The following is a 16,486-nucleotide window of genomic DNA, read 5'->3' as shown; positions in this document are numbered from 1 at the left end:
TTCGTGCGCCCGGGCTGGATTTCACCTGTAAGGAACCAGCCCTTAGAACGAGCGCTGGAAGCGGAGGATACCGCCGAAGCCGTCGCTGCTGACAGCGCGATAATCGCTGGTGGCCTTGTTGATATAGTCAACTTCGCCGATGATCGTGAAGCCGGGCACGATATCGTAAGCAATGTTCGCGGCTACGCCGAGGCTCTTGCCTTCATCGTAGGAGACCTGCGCGTTGAACGAGGTCTTCTCGTTGAACTTGTAGGTACCGCCGCCGAAGATGGCCCAGTTGCCTTCCCAGTTCTTGAAGGAGTTGTGGATGACGTTGCTCTCCGAGCCATAGTTGACCATGGCGAACAGCGACAGTTCGTTGGTGGCGTTCACGTCCAAACGGACCTTGCCGCCCCACTCTTCCCACACGCTGTCATAGACGCCGGTCGCGCTGATCGAGCCCCAGCCCTGCGTGTACTTCACGCCGCCGACGACATGCGGAACATAGCTGTCGACCGTGTTAACACCAGCGCCGTCTTCGAGCGAGATCACAGCCGAGAAGCCGTTGCCGGCGTCGAAGTAGTACTGAACCACGCCGGTGTCGAAGTCGCCGCCGTAACCAACGAGCGAATCGTCGATGACGTTGCCGGCGTAACCGCTGAACGTGACCCAGGCCGACTCGTCCTTACCAACGCGGAAACCGCCGAGCTGAATCCAAGCGAAGTTCAGCGAGACGCCCCTGCCGGCAGCCACGGCATAGTTTGCGGCGTCAACTTGGGTTTCCCAGTTGAAGCGGGTTTCGGTGTAGGTCTTCAACGTGCCGAGCTCGGTTTCCTGGCCGGTCCAGGTCTTCAGCGCGAAGCGAGCGTGCTTGTAGAAAGTGTCGTTGAGCGAACCGGGATCCGAACGATCGTTGACGTCCGTAAGGCCGTTAACTTTGCCGGCGCCGATGTCGTAACGGACATAGCCGCCGATGCGCAGGCAGGTTTCGGTGCCGGGGATGTAGAAGTAGCCAGCGCCGTAGACGTCGCAGATCTTGACGTATTCAGCGGGTTCCGGCTCGGCGACGACGACGGCGTCGGCGGCGCGCGCACCGGAAACTGCGATCAGGGCCGCAGCGGAGCCGAGAAGAAGGCTCTTGATGTTCATTTTCTGACCTCCAGTCAGAATCGAAAACGCAGGCCGACAAAAAGCAGGTCAAATGGCCGTTTCTCGTTCTATCTCAGATAGATAGCATCACGACCCGCCGACGAGGCTCAGTTCGCCAAAATCGCTTGTCGCAAAAGCCTTGCCCGATCCGGGCGTTGGCCTCGGTTTCGACGGCGATGCACGCCATCAAGGCAAACGGCGGATCAGCCTTGGTCGAAGTCACACGGCCTGATCGATGATTCGAAGCTCGCAAGGCTTGGGGGTGGCGGAGAGGATGGGATTCGAACCCACGAGAAGCTTTTGACCTCTACTCCCTTAGCAGGGGAGCGCCTTCGACCACTCGGCCACCTCTCCGTTGCGCCGCTGGATAAAGAAAAGCGCCGGCACAATCAACAAGCCCCAGCCATTATCTCGGAAAAAGAAATCATTATGTCGAAAAATAACCGCGTGCCGCACCGTGGCTTTCCCAGCTGCGGCGGTTCTGCGGCAAATCCCTGGCACGTGACTCGCCGCCTCGCCTTGATTCCGTCAGCCGCGTGCCGGATTCGGCTGGAAATACGCAGATGCGGCGGGCCTGATGGTTAACGAGAGCTTTCTGAGTGAGGCCAAATCGTGTCATTTGTGCAACAACGCTGGGGGATAGCAGCCGAACAGCCCTTTCGCCGGTACGATCGTGGTTGAACGCGGCCGTCTCATGGGTAATGTCGATTTCGAAGGAGCGGCGCGGTGCGCATCTTTTTCGGTAGTGGGGATGGGGCAGGGAACGCTGTCCTTCAGCAAAGAATACCCAGACCCGTTTTTTAACTTTTGACTGGAGGTCAGAAAATGAACATCAAGAGCCTTCTTCTCGGCTCCGCTGCGGCCCTGATCGCAGTTTCCGGTGCGCGCGCCGCCGACGCCGTCGTCGTCGCCGAGCCGGAACCCGCTGAATACGTCAAGATCTGCGACGTCTACGGCGCTGGCTACTTCTACATCCCCGGCACCGAAACCTGCCTGCGCATCGGCGGCTACGTCCGTTACGACATCGGCGTGGGCGACCATGGCACCAATGATGGCGTCAACAACGTTCTGGACCACATGGGTGATGGCAGCCACGACACCTACTACAAGCAGGCTCGCTTCGCGCTGAAGACCTGGACCGGCCAGGAAACCGAGCTCGGCACGTTGAAGACCTACACCGAGACCCGCTTCAACTTCGGCAACAACACCGGCGACTATACCGATCCGGATGGTGCTGGACCGTTGACCGCCAGCACCGACTGGCAGGGCCACAACAAGACCACCTCGCTGAACTTCGCCTGGATCCAGCTCGGCGGCCTGCGCGTTGGTAAGGACGAATCGGCGTTCGATACGTTCATCGGCTACGCCGGCAACGTCATCCAGGATACGATTGTTCCTTACGGCGGCTTCGACACCAACGTCATCCAGTACTACTTCGACGCCGGCAACGGCTTCTCGGCAGTGGTCTCGTTGGAAGAAGGCTACGGCGCCTACTCGATCGACAGCTACGTTCCGCATGTCGTCGGCGGTGTGAAGTGGACGCAGGGCTGGGGCGCGATCACCGGCGTGGTTGCTTATGACAGCAACTACGAAGAAGTCTCCGGCAAGGTTCGCCTGGACGTGAACGTCTCGAATGAACTGTCGCTGTTCATCATGGGCGGCTACGGCGCCGATAACAACATTGGCGATTCTCCGACGACCGGGTTCGCCGGTGGCCGCGCCATGTACAAGCAGTGGGGCGGCAACTGGGCAGTGTGGGGCGGTGGCACCTACAAGTTCAACGAGAAGACCTCGTTCAACGCCCAGGTGTCGTATGACGACTGGAAGAACCTCGGCATCGCAGCCAACATCGCGTATGATGTCGTTCCCGGCTTCACGGTCACGGCCGAAGTCGACTACCAGAACGTCGGCAGCGACGACCTTGCCAAGGGCTGGTTCGGCGCCGACAAGAAGAGCAACGTCGGCGGTMTCCTCCGCTTCCAGCGCTCGTTCTAATAGATTTCGCCTTGTCGAAATCGAAACCCGGCGGGCAACCGCCGGGTTTTTTCATGGGACTCATCGAAAAGTGCCGCGATGCCTTCGCGAGGACGAGGCCTTCTTGTTGGCAGGCTCGAAGAGCCGAGGCCGCGCCTCTGACAGTTAGTCTGATGATTTGGCCGATAGGCGGCTCCGTCACATGTCGCGCGGCCAGAGCGCTGTCAGTGCCGACGGCACCCAGAGAGCTTTCGTGCAGGATGACACGCTGACACAACGCTTCCGTACAACCGAAGGCGAGCCAGCTATTGCTGCGCTCGCGGTCGACGACGCGCCTCTTCGGCACGCGCTCGGGCTTCATCGGCAAATCGATGCCGGAGGCGATTTTCGGCCGCGGGATTCGGTCCGGGCGAAATTTTCAGGTACTTGGGCCCATTGCCCATCACCCTTGGCTAGCAAAAAAACCAATCGAATCCATAAGATTCGACTGTTCGGCGGCGTTGGTCAAAAGTCCTTCGCCTCGGTTATCAGCGTCGACAACGAAAGTCGCCGACGCCATATGTACACCAACCACGGCGTGCAAATTGCGAGGTATGATCAGGTTTCCGCGAGGTCGCCCAGCGCTTCAATCAGCGGCTGAATCTCGGTTTCATAATTCTTCCAGCGCTTGACGGAAGATCTGTAGATCGGCTGGCGCACCTGCCAGCGGCTGGGCGTGTTGACCGAACCATCCCTGTCGAAAAAGCGCAGGCAGGCGCCGTCCCAGGGCAGACCAAGATGGTCTATAAGCCGGCGCGACTGCGCTTCCTGATCGTCGACAAGAGTCTCGTAGCGATTTTCAAAGATCAAGCCTGGAAACACCTTGTTCCAATGCTGCATCAGCCGGTCATATTCGCGGTAATACAGGCCAAGCGTCCTCAAATCGCTGTTGTAGCTGTGCCCCTCGCCGAACCTTAAGACAAAGCAAGAGACGCAATTGTCGATAGCATCACGACGGCAATGAATGATGCGCGCGTTGGGGAAAAGAAGGCCGATCAAACCGATCAGTTCAAAATTGTGCGGCATCTTATCCACGATCCGTCGTGCGGCAGGTGCCCGCTCGCTCAGATAAGTCAGATGCTCTTCGGCCAATGTTCCGGACAGGTTTCTTGTGATCGACGCGATCGCCTGGCTCAAATCTTCTGCCGACGACTTTCTCAGTCCGATCGCATTCGCGACCCGCCTAAGCTTCATAAGTTCGCCCGCGCCGTGAACATCGGGATGACTTGCGCAAATCTGTTCCGTAAGCGTCGTTCCCGAGCGAGGCATGCCGACCACGAACACAGGAACTTCGGAAGGATTCCCAAAGCCTGTCCTGGCAGCCAGCATTTCCGGCGTGAAGGTCTCGATCAACGAATCGACCCAAAGACGATATCGGCCGATGTCGAAGTTGCGGCCTGAGGCCTTTTTCGAACTGTTGAAATGCTCGAACGCATCCTTATAGCGCTTGAGGTCGTTCAGCACCTTGCCGGCCGCCAGATGGAGCTTCTCGGCGCCGTCTCGATCCAGCTTGGGGTTTTCGAGTTCACCAAGAATGGATTTGAGTTCCCTTGGCTCTTCGGTGAATTTTTGCGTCTGCACAAGATCGTTATAGGCTGTCGGCACAGCGATGCGACGGTCGATTGCCTCATGGAGGTACGCGGCGGCTTCATCCATGCGTCCGACACTGGTGAGCGCACGGGCCAATCCGATGCGCACCTTTGGATGATCCTTGTTGATCTTCAGTGCCTTCTCGTACAACGGCAAGGCCATCTCGGGCTTGTCAAAATCGACGTAAGCATCCCCCAACGCACAAAGCGCCTCGATAAGGCCTGGCTGCAACTCCAAGGCATACTGCATGTGCCTTATCGCAGGCGAATACTCGCTTACCTTCACATATGCCGAGGCCAGACCGAGATGATAATAGGGATTCTTGGGTTCCGCATCGACCGCTCGCGCGAAATATCGCAAAGCCGCCTCATCCTCATACCCCAAGCAAATGGTCCCCAGTATGTAGAGAGCGAGGGGGTGATTTGGCGTGCGCGACAGAACTCGAAGGCACAGGTCCTGCGCTTCGTTGAGGCGCTTTGCCTGCTGGAGAGCATAGGCCTGTTTCAGCAGCGCTTCATCGGCCTGCCCAGGTGAAAGCGACTTTGCCGTCGACAGATTTGGCTTTGGGATGGGGCCAGGCTTGACGTGTTTGGACCAGGCGGGCGGCAGACGATTGTTCATGGTCCCTCGCTAGCAAAAAGAGACGACGGAATCCAGCGTTACGGCCGCAGACCGCGGGGTGCTTGCACGGCCAGCGTGGCCACGCTAGCAAGAAGTCCCTTTGTCCAAGCGAGCTCCCGCCATGCGTCAGCGCCCTGCCCTCTCGCCGATCATCGCAGCACTCCCCTCGACCGTGCCGTTTGTCGGCCCGGAAGCGCAGGAGCGCGAGCGCGGGCGGGCTTTTCGTGCCCGCATCGGCGCCAATGAGAGCAGTTTTGGCCCATCGCCACGCGTCATCGCCCGCATGGAGCGCGTCGCGCGCGACCAGTGGATGTATTGCGATCCCGACAATTACGAGCTGAAGGTCGCGGCTGCCGCGCATCACGACGTGGCGGTGGAGAACGTCGTTGTCGGCGAAGGCATAGACGGCCTGCTCAGCCTGGTGGCGCGCATGTATGTGGCGCCTGGCGATGCCGTGGTCACCTCGCTCGGCGCCTATCCGACCTTCAATTTCCACATCGCAGGCGTCGGCGGGCGGCTGGCCACCGTCCCCTACGAGAACGATCGCGAAAGCCTGGATGGTTTGCTTGAGGCGGTCGTCAAGGAGAGGGCACCGCTGGTCTATCTGTCCAACCCGGACAATCCGATGGGCAGTTGGTGGGAGGCGAAGGAGGTAATCCGCTTCATCGAAGCGCTGCCGGAGACCACCATGCTGGTGCTTGATGAGGCCTATGGCGAACTGGGGCCGGCCTCGGCGCTGCCGGCGATCGATATCTCGCGACCAAATGTCATCCGCATGCGAACCTTTTCAAAGGCTTATGGGCTTGCCGGGATACGCTGCGGCTATGCGATTGCGGAGGCCGAGGTGATCCGCGACTTCGAGAAGATCCGCAACCACTACGGCGTCAGCCGCATGGCGCAGATCGCCGGCGTCGAGGCGCTCGCCGACCAGGCCTATCTCGAGACGGTGGTGGCGCGGGTAGCTGCCGGACGCCGGCGCATCGCTGATATCGCCGAGCAGAACGGGTTGAAACCGCTGGCCTCGGCGACCAATTTCGTCACCATCGACTGCGGCCATGACGGCCCCTTCGCGCTGAAAGTGCTGCAAGGTCTGCTGTCACGTGATGTGTTCATCCGCAAGCCGATGGCGCCAGGGTTAGACCGCTGCATTCGCGTCAGCGTCGGCCTCGACCACGAATTGGATGTCTTTGCCTGGGAACTGCCGGGCGCGCTGGCCGCAGCGCGGGGGAACTAGGCTATCCGCGGCGTTCGGATGCTGGCGCTCCGCCTAGCAGATGCCTGGCGCGTGCCAATATATCCGACAATTCGGCGGCTTCCTCGTCGCCCAGGTCCACGGTCAAGCGGGTGAGATCGCGATCCGCGGCCGACTGAAGCGCAGCGAGCGCGGCCTGGCCGCGAATGGTGAGCGAAAGCATGCGACCGCGCAGAGCCCCGGGGTCGGTGCGCATTTCGGTCAAGCCGACGGCAGAGAATTTTCGAAGGATTCTCGTTACATAGGCGGGATCCAGTTGGAGTTCCCCGGCAATGTCGGACGCTGCCGGTCCGAAATCGATTTGAAACGCCCGTGCCAGAAAGCCTGCCTTGCGGCCAGGGGTGGCGGTAATACGGCCAGTTCGACCTCCCAGTTCGAACAGCACCCGCGCCTCGGTCAGCGTAAAGCCGCTGTGCGTCAAGGTTTCGTCGAGCAGGCCGATCAGGCCGGTATAGAATCGGTTGAAGCATCTGAGATCGCGGACCAAGGCACTGCGATCGGCTGGCATGTCATGCGCCTTCCCTGAGATTCCACATCGGTGGATCATTGCGCAAAACTTGACCAAGTCAACTATTTATTGGACCAAGGCATCCATCTTGCGAGCAAGCCGCGGCTCCTGTTCGATAGTCCCCTTCACGCCAGTTGCTTTCGCTCGTTCCTGCGCCAGACTCTATGCAAGGGAGCGCACGATGAACGATCGGAAAAGGGCTGTGCAGGCCCGCATACACGGCAAGGTGCAAGGCGTCGGCTACAGGATCTGGGCGAGACGCGAAGCGGCAGGGCTTGGACTGGTGGGCTGGGTGCGCAACGAAAGAGAAGGCACGGTAACGGCATGGCTCGCCGGCACCGAAACGGAGATTTCATCCATGATCGAGCGGCTTTGGCAAGGTCCTGTGGGCGCTTCAGTCTCGCGGGTAGATGTGGAGGAGATCGAGACCTGGACCGCTCCCGGAGACTTCAGGATCGTCGCATAGGCGTATGCGCGTTAACCGGAGCTGGTCTGACATCCTTGAATTAATTGAACGTTCGTTTTATTATCGCCAACTCAACGAGGCGATCATGGCGCGCACCACAGGATCCGACGGCGAGCGAACCGAGGCGGCAGTCCGCGAAGCGGCGGTCAACCTGATCGCACGCTACGGCTACGAGGCGATGTCGATGCGCCAGCTTGCGGCCGAGGTTGGCGTGCAGGCGGCCGCGCTCTACCGCTATTTTCCAACCAAGGAAGACCTGCTGTTCACGCTGATGCGCGAGCACATGGAGGGCCTTCGGGCGGCCTGGCAACACGCGAGGCCAATCGATGCGGATCCAGCGGAACAACTTGCGGCCTATGTGCGCAACCACATCGCGTTCCACATCGAGCGCCGACATGCCACGCATGTGTCGAACATGGAACTGCGCAGCCTTTCGCCCGACAGGCTGACACAGATCCTGCGCTTGCGCACAGCCTACGAAAAGGAACTGCGCACCATCCTGCGAGAAGGCGCCGAAGCCGCGATCTTCAGCATCGAGGACACCGGCCTGACGGCCATGGCGCTGATCCAGATGATGACCGGCGTCATCGTCTGGTTTCGCCAAGGCGAGCGGCTGTCGGTCACTGAAGTGACGGCGACATATCTTTCAATGACAATGCGCCTGGTTGGCGCGAGGATGGATACCTACAGCGCCGCACGTCCTTTGGACCTGCAAAGGACGCTGTAGCACTTAAATATTGCGCATGATCCTGTCCGAAAATCGAAGTCGATTTTCGGGGTCACGCGGCAGGAGGACGCCATGTACACGAACACGCTCAGCTTCGGGCATGACGAGGACATCGAGGCACTGCGCGACATGGTGCGCCGCTTCGCTCAGGACAGGATCGCGCCGATCGCCGGCGACATCGACCGCCAGAACGAATTTCCGGCGCATCTGTGGCGTGAGCTCGGCGACCTCGGCCTGCTTGGAATCACCGCCGATCCCGATTTCGGCGGCAGCGGCATGGGGTACCTCGCCCATGTGATCGCGGTGGAGGAAATTTCCCGCGCCTCGGCTTCGGTCGGCCTTTCCTACGGCGCGCACTCCAACCTCTGCGTCAACCAGATCAACCGCTGGGCGACGCCGGCGCAGAAGGAAAAGTTCCTGCCGCCGCTCTGTTCGGGCGAGCGCGTCGGCGCGCTGGCGATGTCTGAGTCCGGCGCCGGCTCCGATGTCGTCTCGCTCAAGCTGCGCGCCGAAAAACGCAACGACCGCTACGTGCTCAACGGCAGCAAGATGTGGATCACCAACGGCCCTGACGCCGATACGCTGGTCGTCTATGCCAAGACCGATCCGGAGCGGAAATCGCGCGGCATCACCGCCTTCATCGTCGAAAAGGCTTTTGCAGGGTTTTCCGTGGCGCAGAAACTCGACAAGCTCGGCATGCGCGGCTCCAACACCGGCGAACTGGTGTTTGAAAATGTCGAGGTGCCGTTTGACAATGTGCTGCATGAGGAAGGACGCGGCGTCGAAGTGCTGATGTCGGGCCTCGACTATGAACGCACCGTGCTTGCCGGCGGCCCGATCGGCCTGATGGCGGCGTGCCTCGACGTGGCGATCCCCTATGTGCATGAGCGCAAGCAGTTCGGCCAGCCGATCGGCGAGTTCCAGCTCGTGCAAGGCAAGCTGGCCGACATGTACACGGTTATGAACGCCGCACGCGCCTACGTCTACGCCGTCGCGGCCGCCTGCGACCGCGGCCGGACCACCCGCAAGGACGCCGCCGGCTGTGTTTTGTTCGCCGCCGAAAAGGCGACGCAGATGGCGTTGGACGCCATCCAGCTGCTGGGCGGCAACGGCTACATCAACGATTATCCGACCGGCCGGCTGCTGCGCGACGCCAAGCTCTACGAGATCGGCGCCGGCACCAGCGAAATCCGGCGCTGGCTCATCGGCCGCGAGATCATGGCGGAGGGGGCGTGAGCATGGCCGTCCTGCAAACCCAGATATCGCCCTCCTCCGACACCTTTCGCGCCAATGCCGATCGTATGCGCGCGCAGGTCGCCGACATCGCCGAAAAGGCCGCGACCGTCGAGCGGGGCGGCTCGGAGGAGGCGCGCGAGCGCCATATTTCCCGTGGCAAGCTGCTGCCGCGCGAACGCCTCGCGCAATTGCTCGACACTGGTTCGCCCTTCCTCGAGATCGGCCAGTTCGCGGCGTGGTCGATGTATGGCGAGGAGATTTCCTCGGCCGGCATGATCGCCGGCGTCGGCCGGGTCGAGGGCACCGAGGTGATGGTCGTCGTCAACGATGCCACGGTGAAGGGCGGCACCTACTATCCATTGACGGTAAAAAAGCACCTGCGGGCGCAGGAGATCGCGCTGCAGAACAACCTGCCCTGCATCTATCTGGTCGACAGCGGCGGCGCCAATCTGCCCAATCAGGACGAGGTGTTTCCCGACCGCGAGCATTTCGGCCGCATCTTCTACAACCAGGCCAACATGTCGGCTGCCGGCATCCCACAGATCGCCTGCGTCATGGGGTCCTGCACCGCCGGAGGCGCCTATGTGCCGGCGATGTCGGACGAGACGATCATGGTGCGCAACCAGGCGACCATTTTTCTCGGCGGCCCGCCGCTGGTGAAGGCGGCCACCGGCGAGGACGTCAGCGCCGAGGATCTGGGGGGCGCGGATGTGCATACGCGGCTTTCCGGCGTCGCCGATCATTATGCGATGGACGACGAACATGCGCTTGCCATCTGCCGGCGCATCGTCAAAAACCTGAATCGGAACAAGAGCGTAAGCCTGAACTTACAGAAATCGATTCCGCCGCTTCATCCGGCGGATGAACTCTATGGCGTCGTGCCGACCGATTTGCGCCAGCCCTACGATGTGCGCGAGGTGATCGCGCGCCTCGTCGACGGGTCCGAGTTCGACGAGTTCAAACAGAACTACGGCACGACGCTGATCACCGGTTTTGCCCATCTCCACGGCATGCCGGTCGGCATCATCGCCAACAATGGCGTGCTGTTTTCCGAAAGCGCGCTGAAGGGCGCGCATTTCATCGAGCTGTGCTGCCAGCGCGGGATCCCGTTGGTCTTTCTGCAGAACATCACCGGCTTCATGGTCGGCCGGAAATACGAGGCCGGCGGCATTGCCAAGGATGGCGCCAAGCTGGTGATGGCGGTCGCAACCGCCAGGGTTCCGAAGGTGACCGTCATCATCGGCGGTTCGTTCGGGGCCGGCAATTACGGCATGTGCGGCCGCGCATATTCCCCACGCTTCCTGTGGATGTGGCCGAACGCCCGCATCTCGGTGATGGGCGGCGAACAGGCGGCAACCGTGCTCGCCATGGTCAAGCGCGAAGGCATCGAGCGCAAGGGCGGCGAATGGAGCGCCGAGGAGGAGGCGAAATTCAAGAAGCCGATCCTGATGAAATACGAGCATGAGGGCCATCCGCTCTACTCGTCAGCCCGCCTCTGGGACGACGGCATCATCGATCCAGCGAAGACGCGCGAGGTGCTGGCGCTCAGCCTTTCGGCCACGCTCAACGCCGAGATCGAGGACACGCGCTTCGGCGTGTTCAGGATGTGAGATGATCAAGGTGCTGGACAGGATCCGCATCCACACCGGCGACATCACGAAGCTGGATGTCGACGCCATCATCAATGCCGCCAACACCTCGCTTCTCGGCGGCGGTGGAGTCGATGGCGCCATCCACCGCGCGGCGGGTCGTGAGCTCGAGTTCGAATGCCGGATGCTGCACGGATGCAGGGTCGGCGACGCCAAGATCACCAAGGGTTACAAGCTGCCGGCTCGACATATCATCCACACGGTCGGGCCGGTCTGGCAGGGCGGCGGCAAGGGCGAAGCCGAACTGCTCGCCTCTTGCTATATCAGATCGCTGGATCTCGCAGCCGCCAACGACTGCCGTTCGGTGGCGTTTCCCGCGATCTCGACCGGTGTTTACCGCTACCCCAGTGTCGAGGCGACCGCGATCGCTGTCGGCACGGTCGGCATGATCGTCGAAGATAGAAAATTGCCGGAAACCATCATTTTCTGCTGCTTCGACGACGAAACGGCGGACCTATACCGGCAGGCCGTTGCTACCCTGCGAAAAGGCTGAACTGCATGGATCAGCCGATTCATCAGCATAGGCAGCATCGAACCTTCGCTGGTGAACTGGCGTCGAGACAAAATATTCGCTACCGCTCATCCTGCACAGTGCAATGGGGACAAGGCGGAAATGAAACTGAAATATTGCCGGAAAACGTTTGCTTCGATACTTGCAAGTTTTCTCATATTCGCAATACATGGCGTTGGTTCGGCGGAATCGCTGGCGGGCAAGATGGGCGACAAGCGGTTTTCTCCGACCTTGTCACTCGATCCGAAGGAAGCCTGCTACAAGTCCTACCTCGCCTATATCGCGGCGAGCGGCCATTCAGCCTACGCCACGACGTTCTATTCGCGCGTCGTCGATCTCCACATTTTCTGCAGCGTGAAGCTGAACGCACCTTCGCAGAAGGCCGCGGAGGAAACGGCGTTGCGCGCCTGCCAGAGCGGCTTCGCCAGGTGGAAGGTCAAGACCGCGAGCGGCGGCTGCGCGATCGCTGCATCGAAGTAACCCGGCGGCCAGACTGGTGCCGCCCGAGGCAAACCCGGGAGGCTCCATGTTCGCCAAGATCCTGATCGCCAATCGGGGCGAGATCGCTTGCCGCCTCATCCGCACGGCCCTCAAGCTCGGCGTGCACACCGTCGCGGTCTATTCAGATGCCGACGCGAAATCCCTGCATGTCGAGATGGCCGACGAGGCCGTTCACATCGGCCCCTCGCCGGTCGGCGAGAGTTACTTGCGCGGGGACCGGATTGTCGCGGCGGCGCTTTCGACGGGGGCGCAAGCCATCCATCCCGGTTACGGCTTCCTGTCGGAAAATCCTGATTTCGTCGACCAGGTGGTGGCGGCGGGACTCACCTTCATCGGCCCGTCGGCCGCCTCGATACGCGCCATGGGGCTGAAGGATGCCGCCAAGCGGCTGATGGAGATAGCCGGCGTTCCCGTCGTTCCAGGCTACCATGGCGAAGCGCAGGAGATCGTGCTGCTTGCCTCCAAGGCACGCGAGATCGGCTATCCGGTGCTGATCAAGGCGCGCGCCGGTGGCGGCGGCAAGGGCATGCGGCGCGTCGAGCATCCCGATGATTTCTCCGAGGCACTCTCCAGCGCCCGGCGCGAGGCAAAGGCTGCTTTCGGCGACGACCGCGTTCTGGTCGAGAAATATGTCGACAAGCCGCGACACATCGAAGTGCAGGTGTTCGGCGACAATTTCGGCAATGTCGTGCATCTCTACGAACGCGACTGCTCGGCGCAGCGCCGCCATCAGAAGGTGATCGAGGAAGCCCCTGCCCCCGGCATGACGCCGGCCCTGCGCAAGGCGATGACGGAAGCGGCCGTGAAGGCTGCCAAGGCGATCGGCTACTCAGGCGCGGGCACCATCGAATTCATCGTCGATGCCTCGCAAGGCCTCAAGCCCGACCGCTTCTGGTTCATGGAGATGAACACCCGCCTGCAGGTCGAGCATCCCGTCACCGAAATGGTCACCGGTACCGACCTGGTCGAGTGGCAGCTGCGGGTTGCCAGCGGCGAAAAGCTGCCGAAGATGCAGAGCGAGATCGCGCTGGGCGGTCATGCGCTGGAGGCGCGCATCTATGCCGAGGATGCCGCAAAGGGGTTCCTGCCCGCAACGGGCACGCTGCATCATCTGAAGTTCCCCGAGGCGGCCTGCGAGGGCGCCACGATGCGCGTCGAGACCGGGGTACGGGCCGGCGATGCCATCTCCCCCTATTACGATCCGATGATCGCCAAGCTGGTGGTTCATGCAAAGGACAGGCAAGCAGCGCTGGAAGCGCTCGGCGCGGCGCTGTCGCAGACCGAAATCGCCGGTTCCACCGTCAACACCGGTTTCCTTGCCGCCCTGGCCGCCGATCCCGACTTTTGTGCTGGTGACGTCGACACCGGCCTGATCGGCAGACATCAGGCGGTACTGACCGGGGTCGCGCCGCCGACCGGTGAGATCATCTCGGCGGCAGCCCTTGCCGCCTCCGGTGCGGCAGCCTTGCCGCCATCGAACGACCCGTGGTCGTCGCTTTCCGGCTACGCGCATTTCCACGGCGTGGCGCGTCGCACGCGGCTGAAGTTCGGCGAGACCGACATAGCGGCAAAGGTTTCGGTACGGCCGGACGGACGCTTCCAGGTGGCACTCGATGCGCCCTATGACAGCGCCAATTCGCATGATTTTCGCGCCGCTCCCCGCCTTGCCCGCTGGCCTGGCCACATCACGGTGTTCGAAGGCGCCGTCGGCTACACATTCGCGGCGCCGGACCCCTTGGCGCGGAGCGATGACGCCGCTGCCGCTTCCGGCAGCCTGCGTGCGCCCATGCCCGGACTGGTCAAGCTGGTGCGCGTGGCGAAGGGCGATGCGGTGATCAAGGGGCAACCGTTGCTTATTCTCGAGGCGATGAAGATGGAGCACACCCTCGCCGCCCCGCATGACGGGGTGGTTGCCGAGATCGCCACGGAAGGCGCGCAGGTCACCGACGGGACTGTGCTGGTGCGGTTCGTAGAGGAACAGAGCGTCCAGACCGCTGCCGGGGGCTGATGAGCCGAACGCCTCGCGGCAAACAAAATGGCCGGGGCGAAGCCCCGGCCATTTCCTTGGATTACGTCTTCCTTGGATTACGTCACTACGCGAGATTACTGCGCAATCGGCGCGTACTTGCCGTCATGCCACTGGTTGATGTCGTAGCTGGCGTTCTTGAGGTCGCCCTTCTCGTCGAAGGTGACGTCGCCGACAACGGTGCTGATCGGCGTGCCGTTCTTCAACGCTTCGGCAACCTTGGCCGGATCGTCGCTGCCGGCACGCTTGATGCCTTCGGCGAAAGCCTGGACCACGGCGTAGGAGAACAGCGTGAAGCCTTCCGGCACGAAGCCGCCGGCCTTGATCTTCTCGACTGCGGCCTTGGCCTCCGGCTTTGCCTGCGGGTCCGACGGGAAGACGAACATGGTGCCTTCGCCAGCCGGGCCGGCAACCTGCCAGAATTCCGGCGAGGCGATGGAGTCCGGCATGATGAGCTGGAACTTCAGGTTCTGTTCGGCCGACTGACGCAGGATCAGGCCGGCTTCTGGATGGTAGCCGCCGAAATAGACGACGTCGGCCTTGAGATCCTTCAGCTTGGTGACGAGCGCCGAATAGTCCTTCTCGCCGGGATTGATGGCGTCATAGTAGACTTCCTTGAGGCCGCCGGTGTTCATGGTCGCCCTGACGGCATCAGCCACGCCCTGACCGTAAGCGCTCTTGTCGTGCAGGATGACGACGTTCTTGCCGGCATATTTCTTGGCGATCCACGGGCCGATGAAGGCGCCCTGTGCATCGTCACGTGTATAGAGGCGCATGATGGTCGGCCAGCCGGCCTTGGCGGCCGCGTCGGTCAGTACCGGGTTCGAGGAAGCCGGGCTCATCATCAGCGCGCCGGCCTCGGCATAGACGGCCGAGGCGGGAATGCTCGAGCCCGAGCAGGCATGGCCGTCGATGAATTTGACGCCGTTGGCGACGATGCGGTTGGCGACCGACACGGCCTGTTTGGGATCGCACTGGTCGTCCTCGATGTCGAGCTTGATCTTCGAGCCGTTGACGCCGCCCGCGGCGTTGATGGCGTCGGCGGCGGCCTGTGCGCCCTGCTTGAACTGATCGCCGATGGTGGCGAGCTGTCCGGTCATCGGGCCGACCACCGAAACGGTGATGTCGTCGGCGAATGCCACCGGTGCACTCATCATCAGGCCGAAAATGGCCGCGCTCAAAATACTCATTTTTTTCATGGCAATGGAACTCCTCCACTCACGCGCGGCCGCCCCGGCCGCGCTTCTTCCAGAGAGGCGGGACAATTTCATCCTTCATTGGGCCTGTCTAGGCGCATTGGCGCCACTCGATTGGGCCTGCGAGGCCTCCCACGCAAAAAGCCACGCCAGCCTTGTTCCGGCTGGTCGTGGCTTTTTGCCTATCGGGCTGTTCCCCCAGCGCCCCCGCGCCGCGAACCCCAACGTAGCCTTCCCTGTCGTCCTGCCGTGATCCGAAACCTGGATTCTTTTCGGGATCATGGCCCGTCGCACGGCTTGGGCCTGTCCGGCTGCCGCATTCTTGTCGTTCATGGCCTGCGGCCTGGCTGTCTGCGCAGCCTTGTCCCTGTTTTGGCGCGACCGTCTTGGAGCGGTCTTGGCCGGAGCGTCCCCGCCTGTCGGAAATTCAGTGCATGGTCATCCATTCGCGGGCTTCGCGCAGCGCCTTGGCGATCTCGACCTTCGACATGGCGGCCGACAGTTCCGAGCGCAGTTCCGCGGCGCGGGCTGAGCCCTTGATGGCGGCGATGTTGAACCATTTGTGGGCGGCAACGACGTCGGTTTCGCAATCGCGACCGGTCGCATACATCATGCCCAGTTCGAAAAGAATGTCGGCCTGGGCAGTTGCCCCCATGGCGCCGAAACCTGCTTCAAGCATTTCAAAACGTGCCATTTTAGTCCCCTGTCTGGCTCCCGAGAGCTGCCTCCGTTCGTCTTGTCCGGGCCGCTCTTTCGATGCTTTCGAGAATGCCGATCAGGCTTGAATCCGCCGTTAAATGGCGTGCTTAATTTGAGGAAAACAAAGCTAAAACAATAGGTAAACATGGAAATTCGTTAAGGATACGAAGTCAGCAATTCAGCCGATTTGCGTCAAATTCGACGAAAATTTTCCGAGCCTCGATCAACACTCCGCTAACCACGGGAAGCAAACAGGACGCGCCGGTCGTTTTCATTTCCTCGCCGACGGCGCCAATTCAGGGGGCTTTTGAAATGCCAAGATCTTCCGTTGCGGCACCGCTTTTGTTTTGCCGGGAGCTGGAT

The 16,486-nt window shown here is 61.4% G+C and carries 15 protein-coding genes and 1 tRNA gene; 10 read left to right on the top strand and 6 right to left on the bottom strand.

Features of this window, described 5'->3' with window-relative positions:
* Positions 1-42: 42 nt before the first annotated feature.
* Both C1D09_RS30130 and C1D09_RS30120 read right to left on the bottom strand, forming a co-directional pair.
* A complete protein-coding gene (locus C1D09_RS30130) occupies positions 43-1,128 on the bottom strand; it encodes a porin (protein ID WP_143977608.1) in 1,086 nt (361 codons plus the stop codon).
* 263 nt (positions 1,129-1,391) lie between these two features.
* Positions 1,392-1,482, bottom strand: a tRNA-Ser gene (locus C1D09_RS30120).
* Between the two features lie 471 nt (positions 1,483-1,953).
* Here C1D09_RS30120 and C1D09_RS30115 point away from each other — a divergent pair.
* Both C1D09_RS30115 and C1D09_RS30110 read left to right on the top strand, forming a co-directional pair.
* Complete coding sequence (locus tag C1D09_RS30115) at positions 1,954-3,123, top strand: porin (RefSeq protein ID WP_143977607.1); 1,170 nt, start codon at positions 1,954-1,956, stop codon at positions 3,121-3,123.
* Positions 3,124-3,304: 181 nt separating this feature from the next.
* Positions 3,305-3,742, top strand: coding sequence for a hypothetical protein (locus C1D09_RS30110; protein ID WP_143977606.1), 438 nt, complete (start codon positions 3,305-3,307; stop codon positions 3,740-3,742).
* Here the strand turns inward: C1D09_RS30110 and C1D09_RS30105 are convergent.
* Complete coding sequence (locus C1D09_RS30105; protein WP_143977605.1) at positions 3,700-5,352, bottom strand: tetratricopeptide repeat-containing sulfotransferase family protein; 1,653 nt, start codon at positions 5,350-5,352, stop codon at positions 3,700-3,702. The two genes, C1D09_RS30110 and C1D09_RS30105, sit on opposite strands and share 43 nt — an antisense overlap.
* A 121-nt stretch (positions 5,353-5,473) precedes the next feature.
* Between C1D09_RS30105 and C1D09_RS30100 the strand changes: the two genes are divergently transcribed.
* On the top strand, positions 5,474-6,586 hold the full coding sequence (locus C1D09_RS30100) for a pyridoxal phosphate-dependent aminotransferase (protein ID WP_143977604.1): 1,113 nt from the start codon (positions 5,474-5,476) through the stop codon (positions 6,584-6,586).
* A 1-nt stretch (position 6,587) separates the two neighbouring features.
* On the opposite strand, the gene C1D09_RS30095 is transcribed toward C1D09_RS30100, so the two are convergent.
* Positions 6,588-7,112 (bottom strand): MarR family winged helix-turn-helix transcriptional regulator, encoded by a 525-nt coding sequence (locus C1D09_RS30095; RefSeq protein ID WP_143977603.1) that lies wholly within the window; start codon positions 7,110-7,112, stop codon positions 6,588-6,590.
* 181 nt (positions 7,113-7,293) lie between these two features.
* Between C1D09_RS30095 and C1D09_RS30090 the strand changes: the two genes are divergently transcribed.
* The 7 genes from C1D09_RS30090 (at position 7,294) to C1D09_RS30060 (ending at position 14,210) form a co-directional block, all read left to right on the top strand.
* Complete coding sequence (locus tag C1D09_RS30090; RefSeq protein ID WP_143977602.1) at positions 7,294-7,578, top strand: acylphosphatase; 285 nt, start codon at positions 7,294-7,296, stop codon at positions 7,576-7,578.
* 85 nt (positions 7,579-7,663) lie between these two features.
* Positions 7,664-8,305, top strand: coding sequence for a TetR/AcrR family transcriptional regulator (locus C1D09_RS30085; RefSeq protein ID WP_143977601.1), 642 nt, complete (start codon positions 7,664-7,666; stop codon positions 8,303-8,305).
* Positions 8,306-8,377: 72 nt separating this feature from the next.
* A complete protein-coding gene (locus tag C1D09_RS30080) occupies positions 8,378-9,541 on the top strand; it encodes an isovaleryl-CoA dehydrogenase (RefSeq protein WP_143977600.1) in 1,164 nt (387 codons plus the stop codon).
* A gap of 2 nt (positions 9,542-9,543) precedes the next feature.
* Positions 9,544-11,151 carry a carboxyl transferase domain-containing protein gene (locus C1D09_RS30075; protein ID WP_143977599.1) on the top strand — a complete coding sequence of 536 codons (1,608 nt, stop codon included), beginning with the start codon at positions 9,544-9,546 and terminating at the stop codon, positions 11,149-11,151.
* A gap of 1 nt (position 11,152) precedes the next feature.
* Positions 11,153-11,683, top strand: a complete 531-nt coding sequence (locus tag C1D09_RS30070; RefSeq protein WP_143977598.1) for an O-acetyl-ADP-ribose deacetylase — start codon at positions 11,153-11,155, stop codon at positions 11,681-11,683.
* Between the two features lie 222 nt (positions 11,684-11,905).
* On the top strand, positions 11,906-12,181 hold the full coding sequence (locus tag C1D09_RS30065; RefSeq protein WP_342780263.1) for a hypothetical protein: 276 nt from the start codon (positions 11,906-11,908) through the stop codon (positions 12,179-12,181).
* A gap of 46 nt (positions 12,182-12,227) precedes the next feature.
* Positions 12,228-14,210: an acetyl/propionyl/methylcrotonyl-CoA carboxylase subunit alpha gene (locus C1D09_RS30060; RefSeq protein WP_143977596.1), complete on the top strand. Its 1,983-nt coding sequence runs from the start codon at positions 12,228-12,230 to the stop codon at positions 14,208-14,210.
* 95 nt (positions 14,211-14,305) lie between these two features.
* On the opposite strand, the gene C1D09_RS30055 is transcribed toward C1D09_RS30060, so the two are convergent.
* Both C1D09_RS30055 and C1D09_RS30050 read right to left on the bottom strand, forming a co-directional pair.
* Complete coding sequence (locus C1D09_RS30055; protein WP_143977595.1) at positions 14,306-15,427, bottom strand: branched-chain amino acid ABC transporter substrate-binding protein; 1,122 nt, start codon at positions 15,425-15,427, stop codon at positions 14,306-14,308.
* Between the two features lie 424 nt (positions 15,428-15,851).
* Positions 15,852-16,118 carry an SEL1-like repeat protein gene (locus C1D09_RS30050; RefSeq protein WP_010915070.1) on the bottom strand — a complete coding sequence of 89 codons (267 nt, stop codon included), beginning with the start codon at positions 16,116-16,118 and terminating at the stop codon, positions 15,852-15,854.
* Between the last annotated feature and the right edge of the window lie 368 nt (positions 16,119-16,486).

The organism is Mesorhizobium intechi, assembly GCF_002879535.1.
Taxonomy (GTDB): domain Bacteria; phylum Pseudomonadota; class Alphaproteobacteria; order Rhizobiales; family Rhizobiaceae; genus Mesorhizobium; species Mesorhizobium intechi.
The sequence above is the reverse complement of the archived record's forward strand: the minus strand, read 5'-3'. Positions and strand labels throughout refer to the sequence as shown.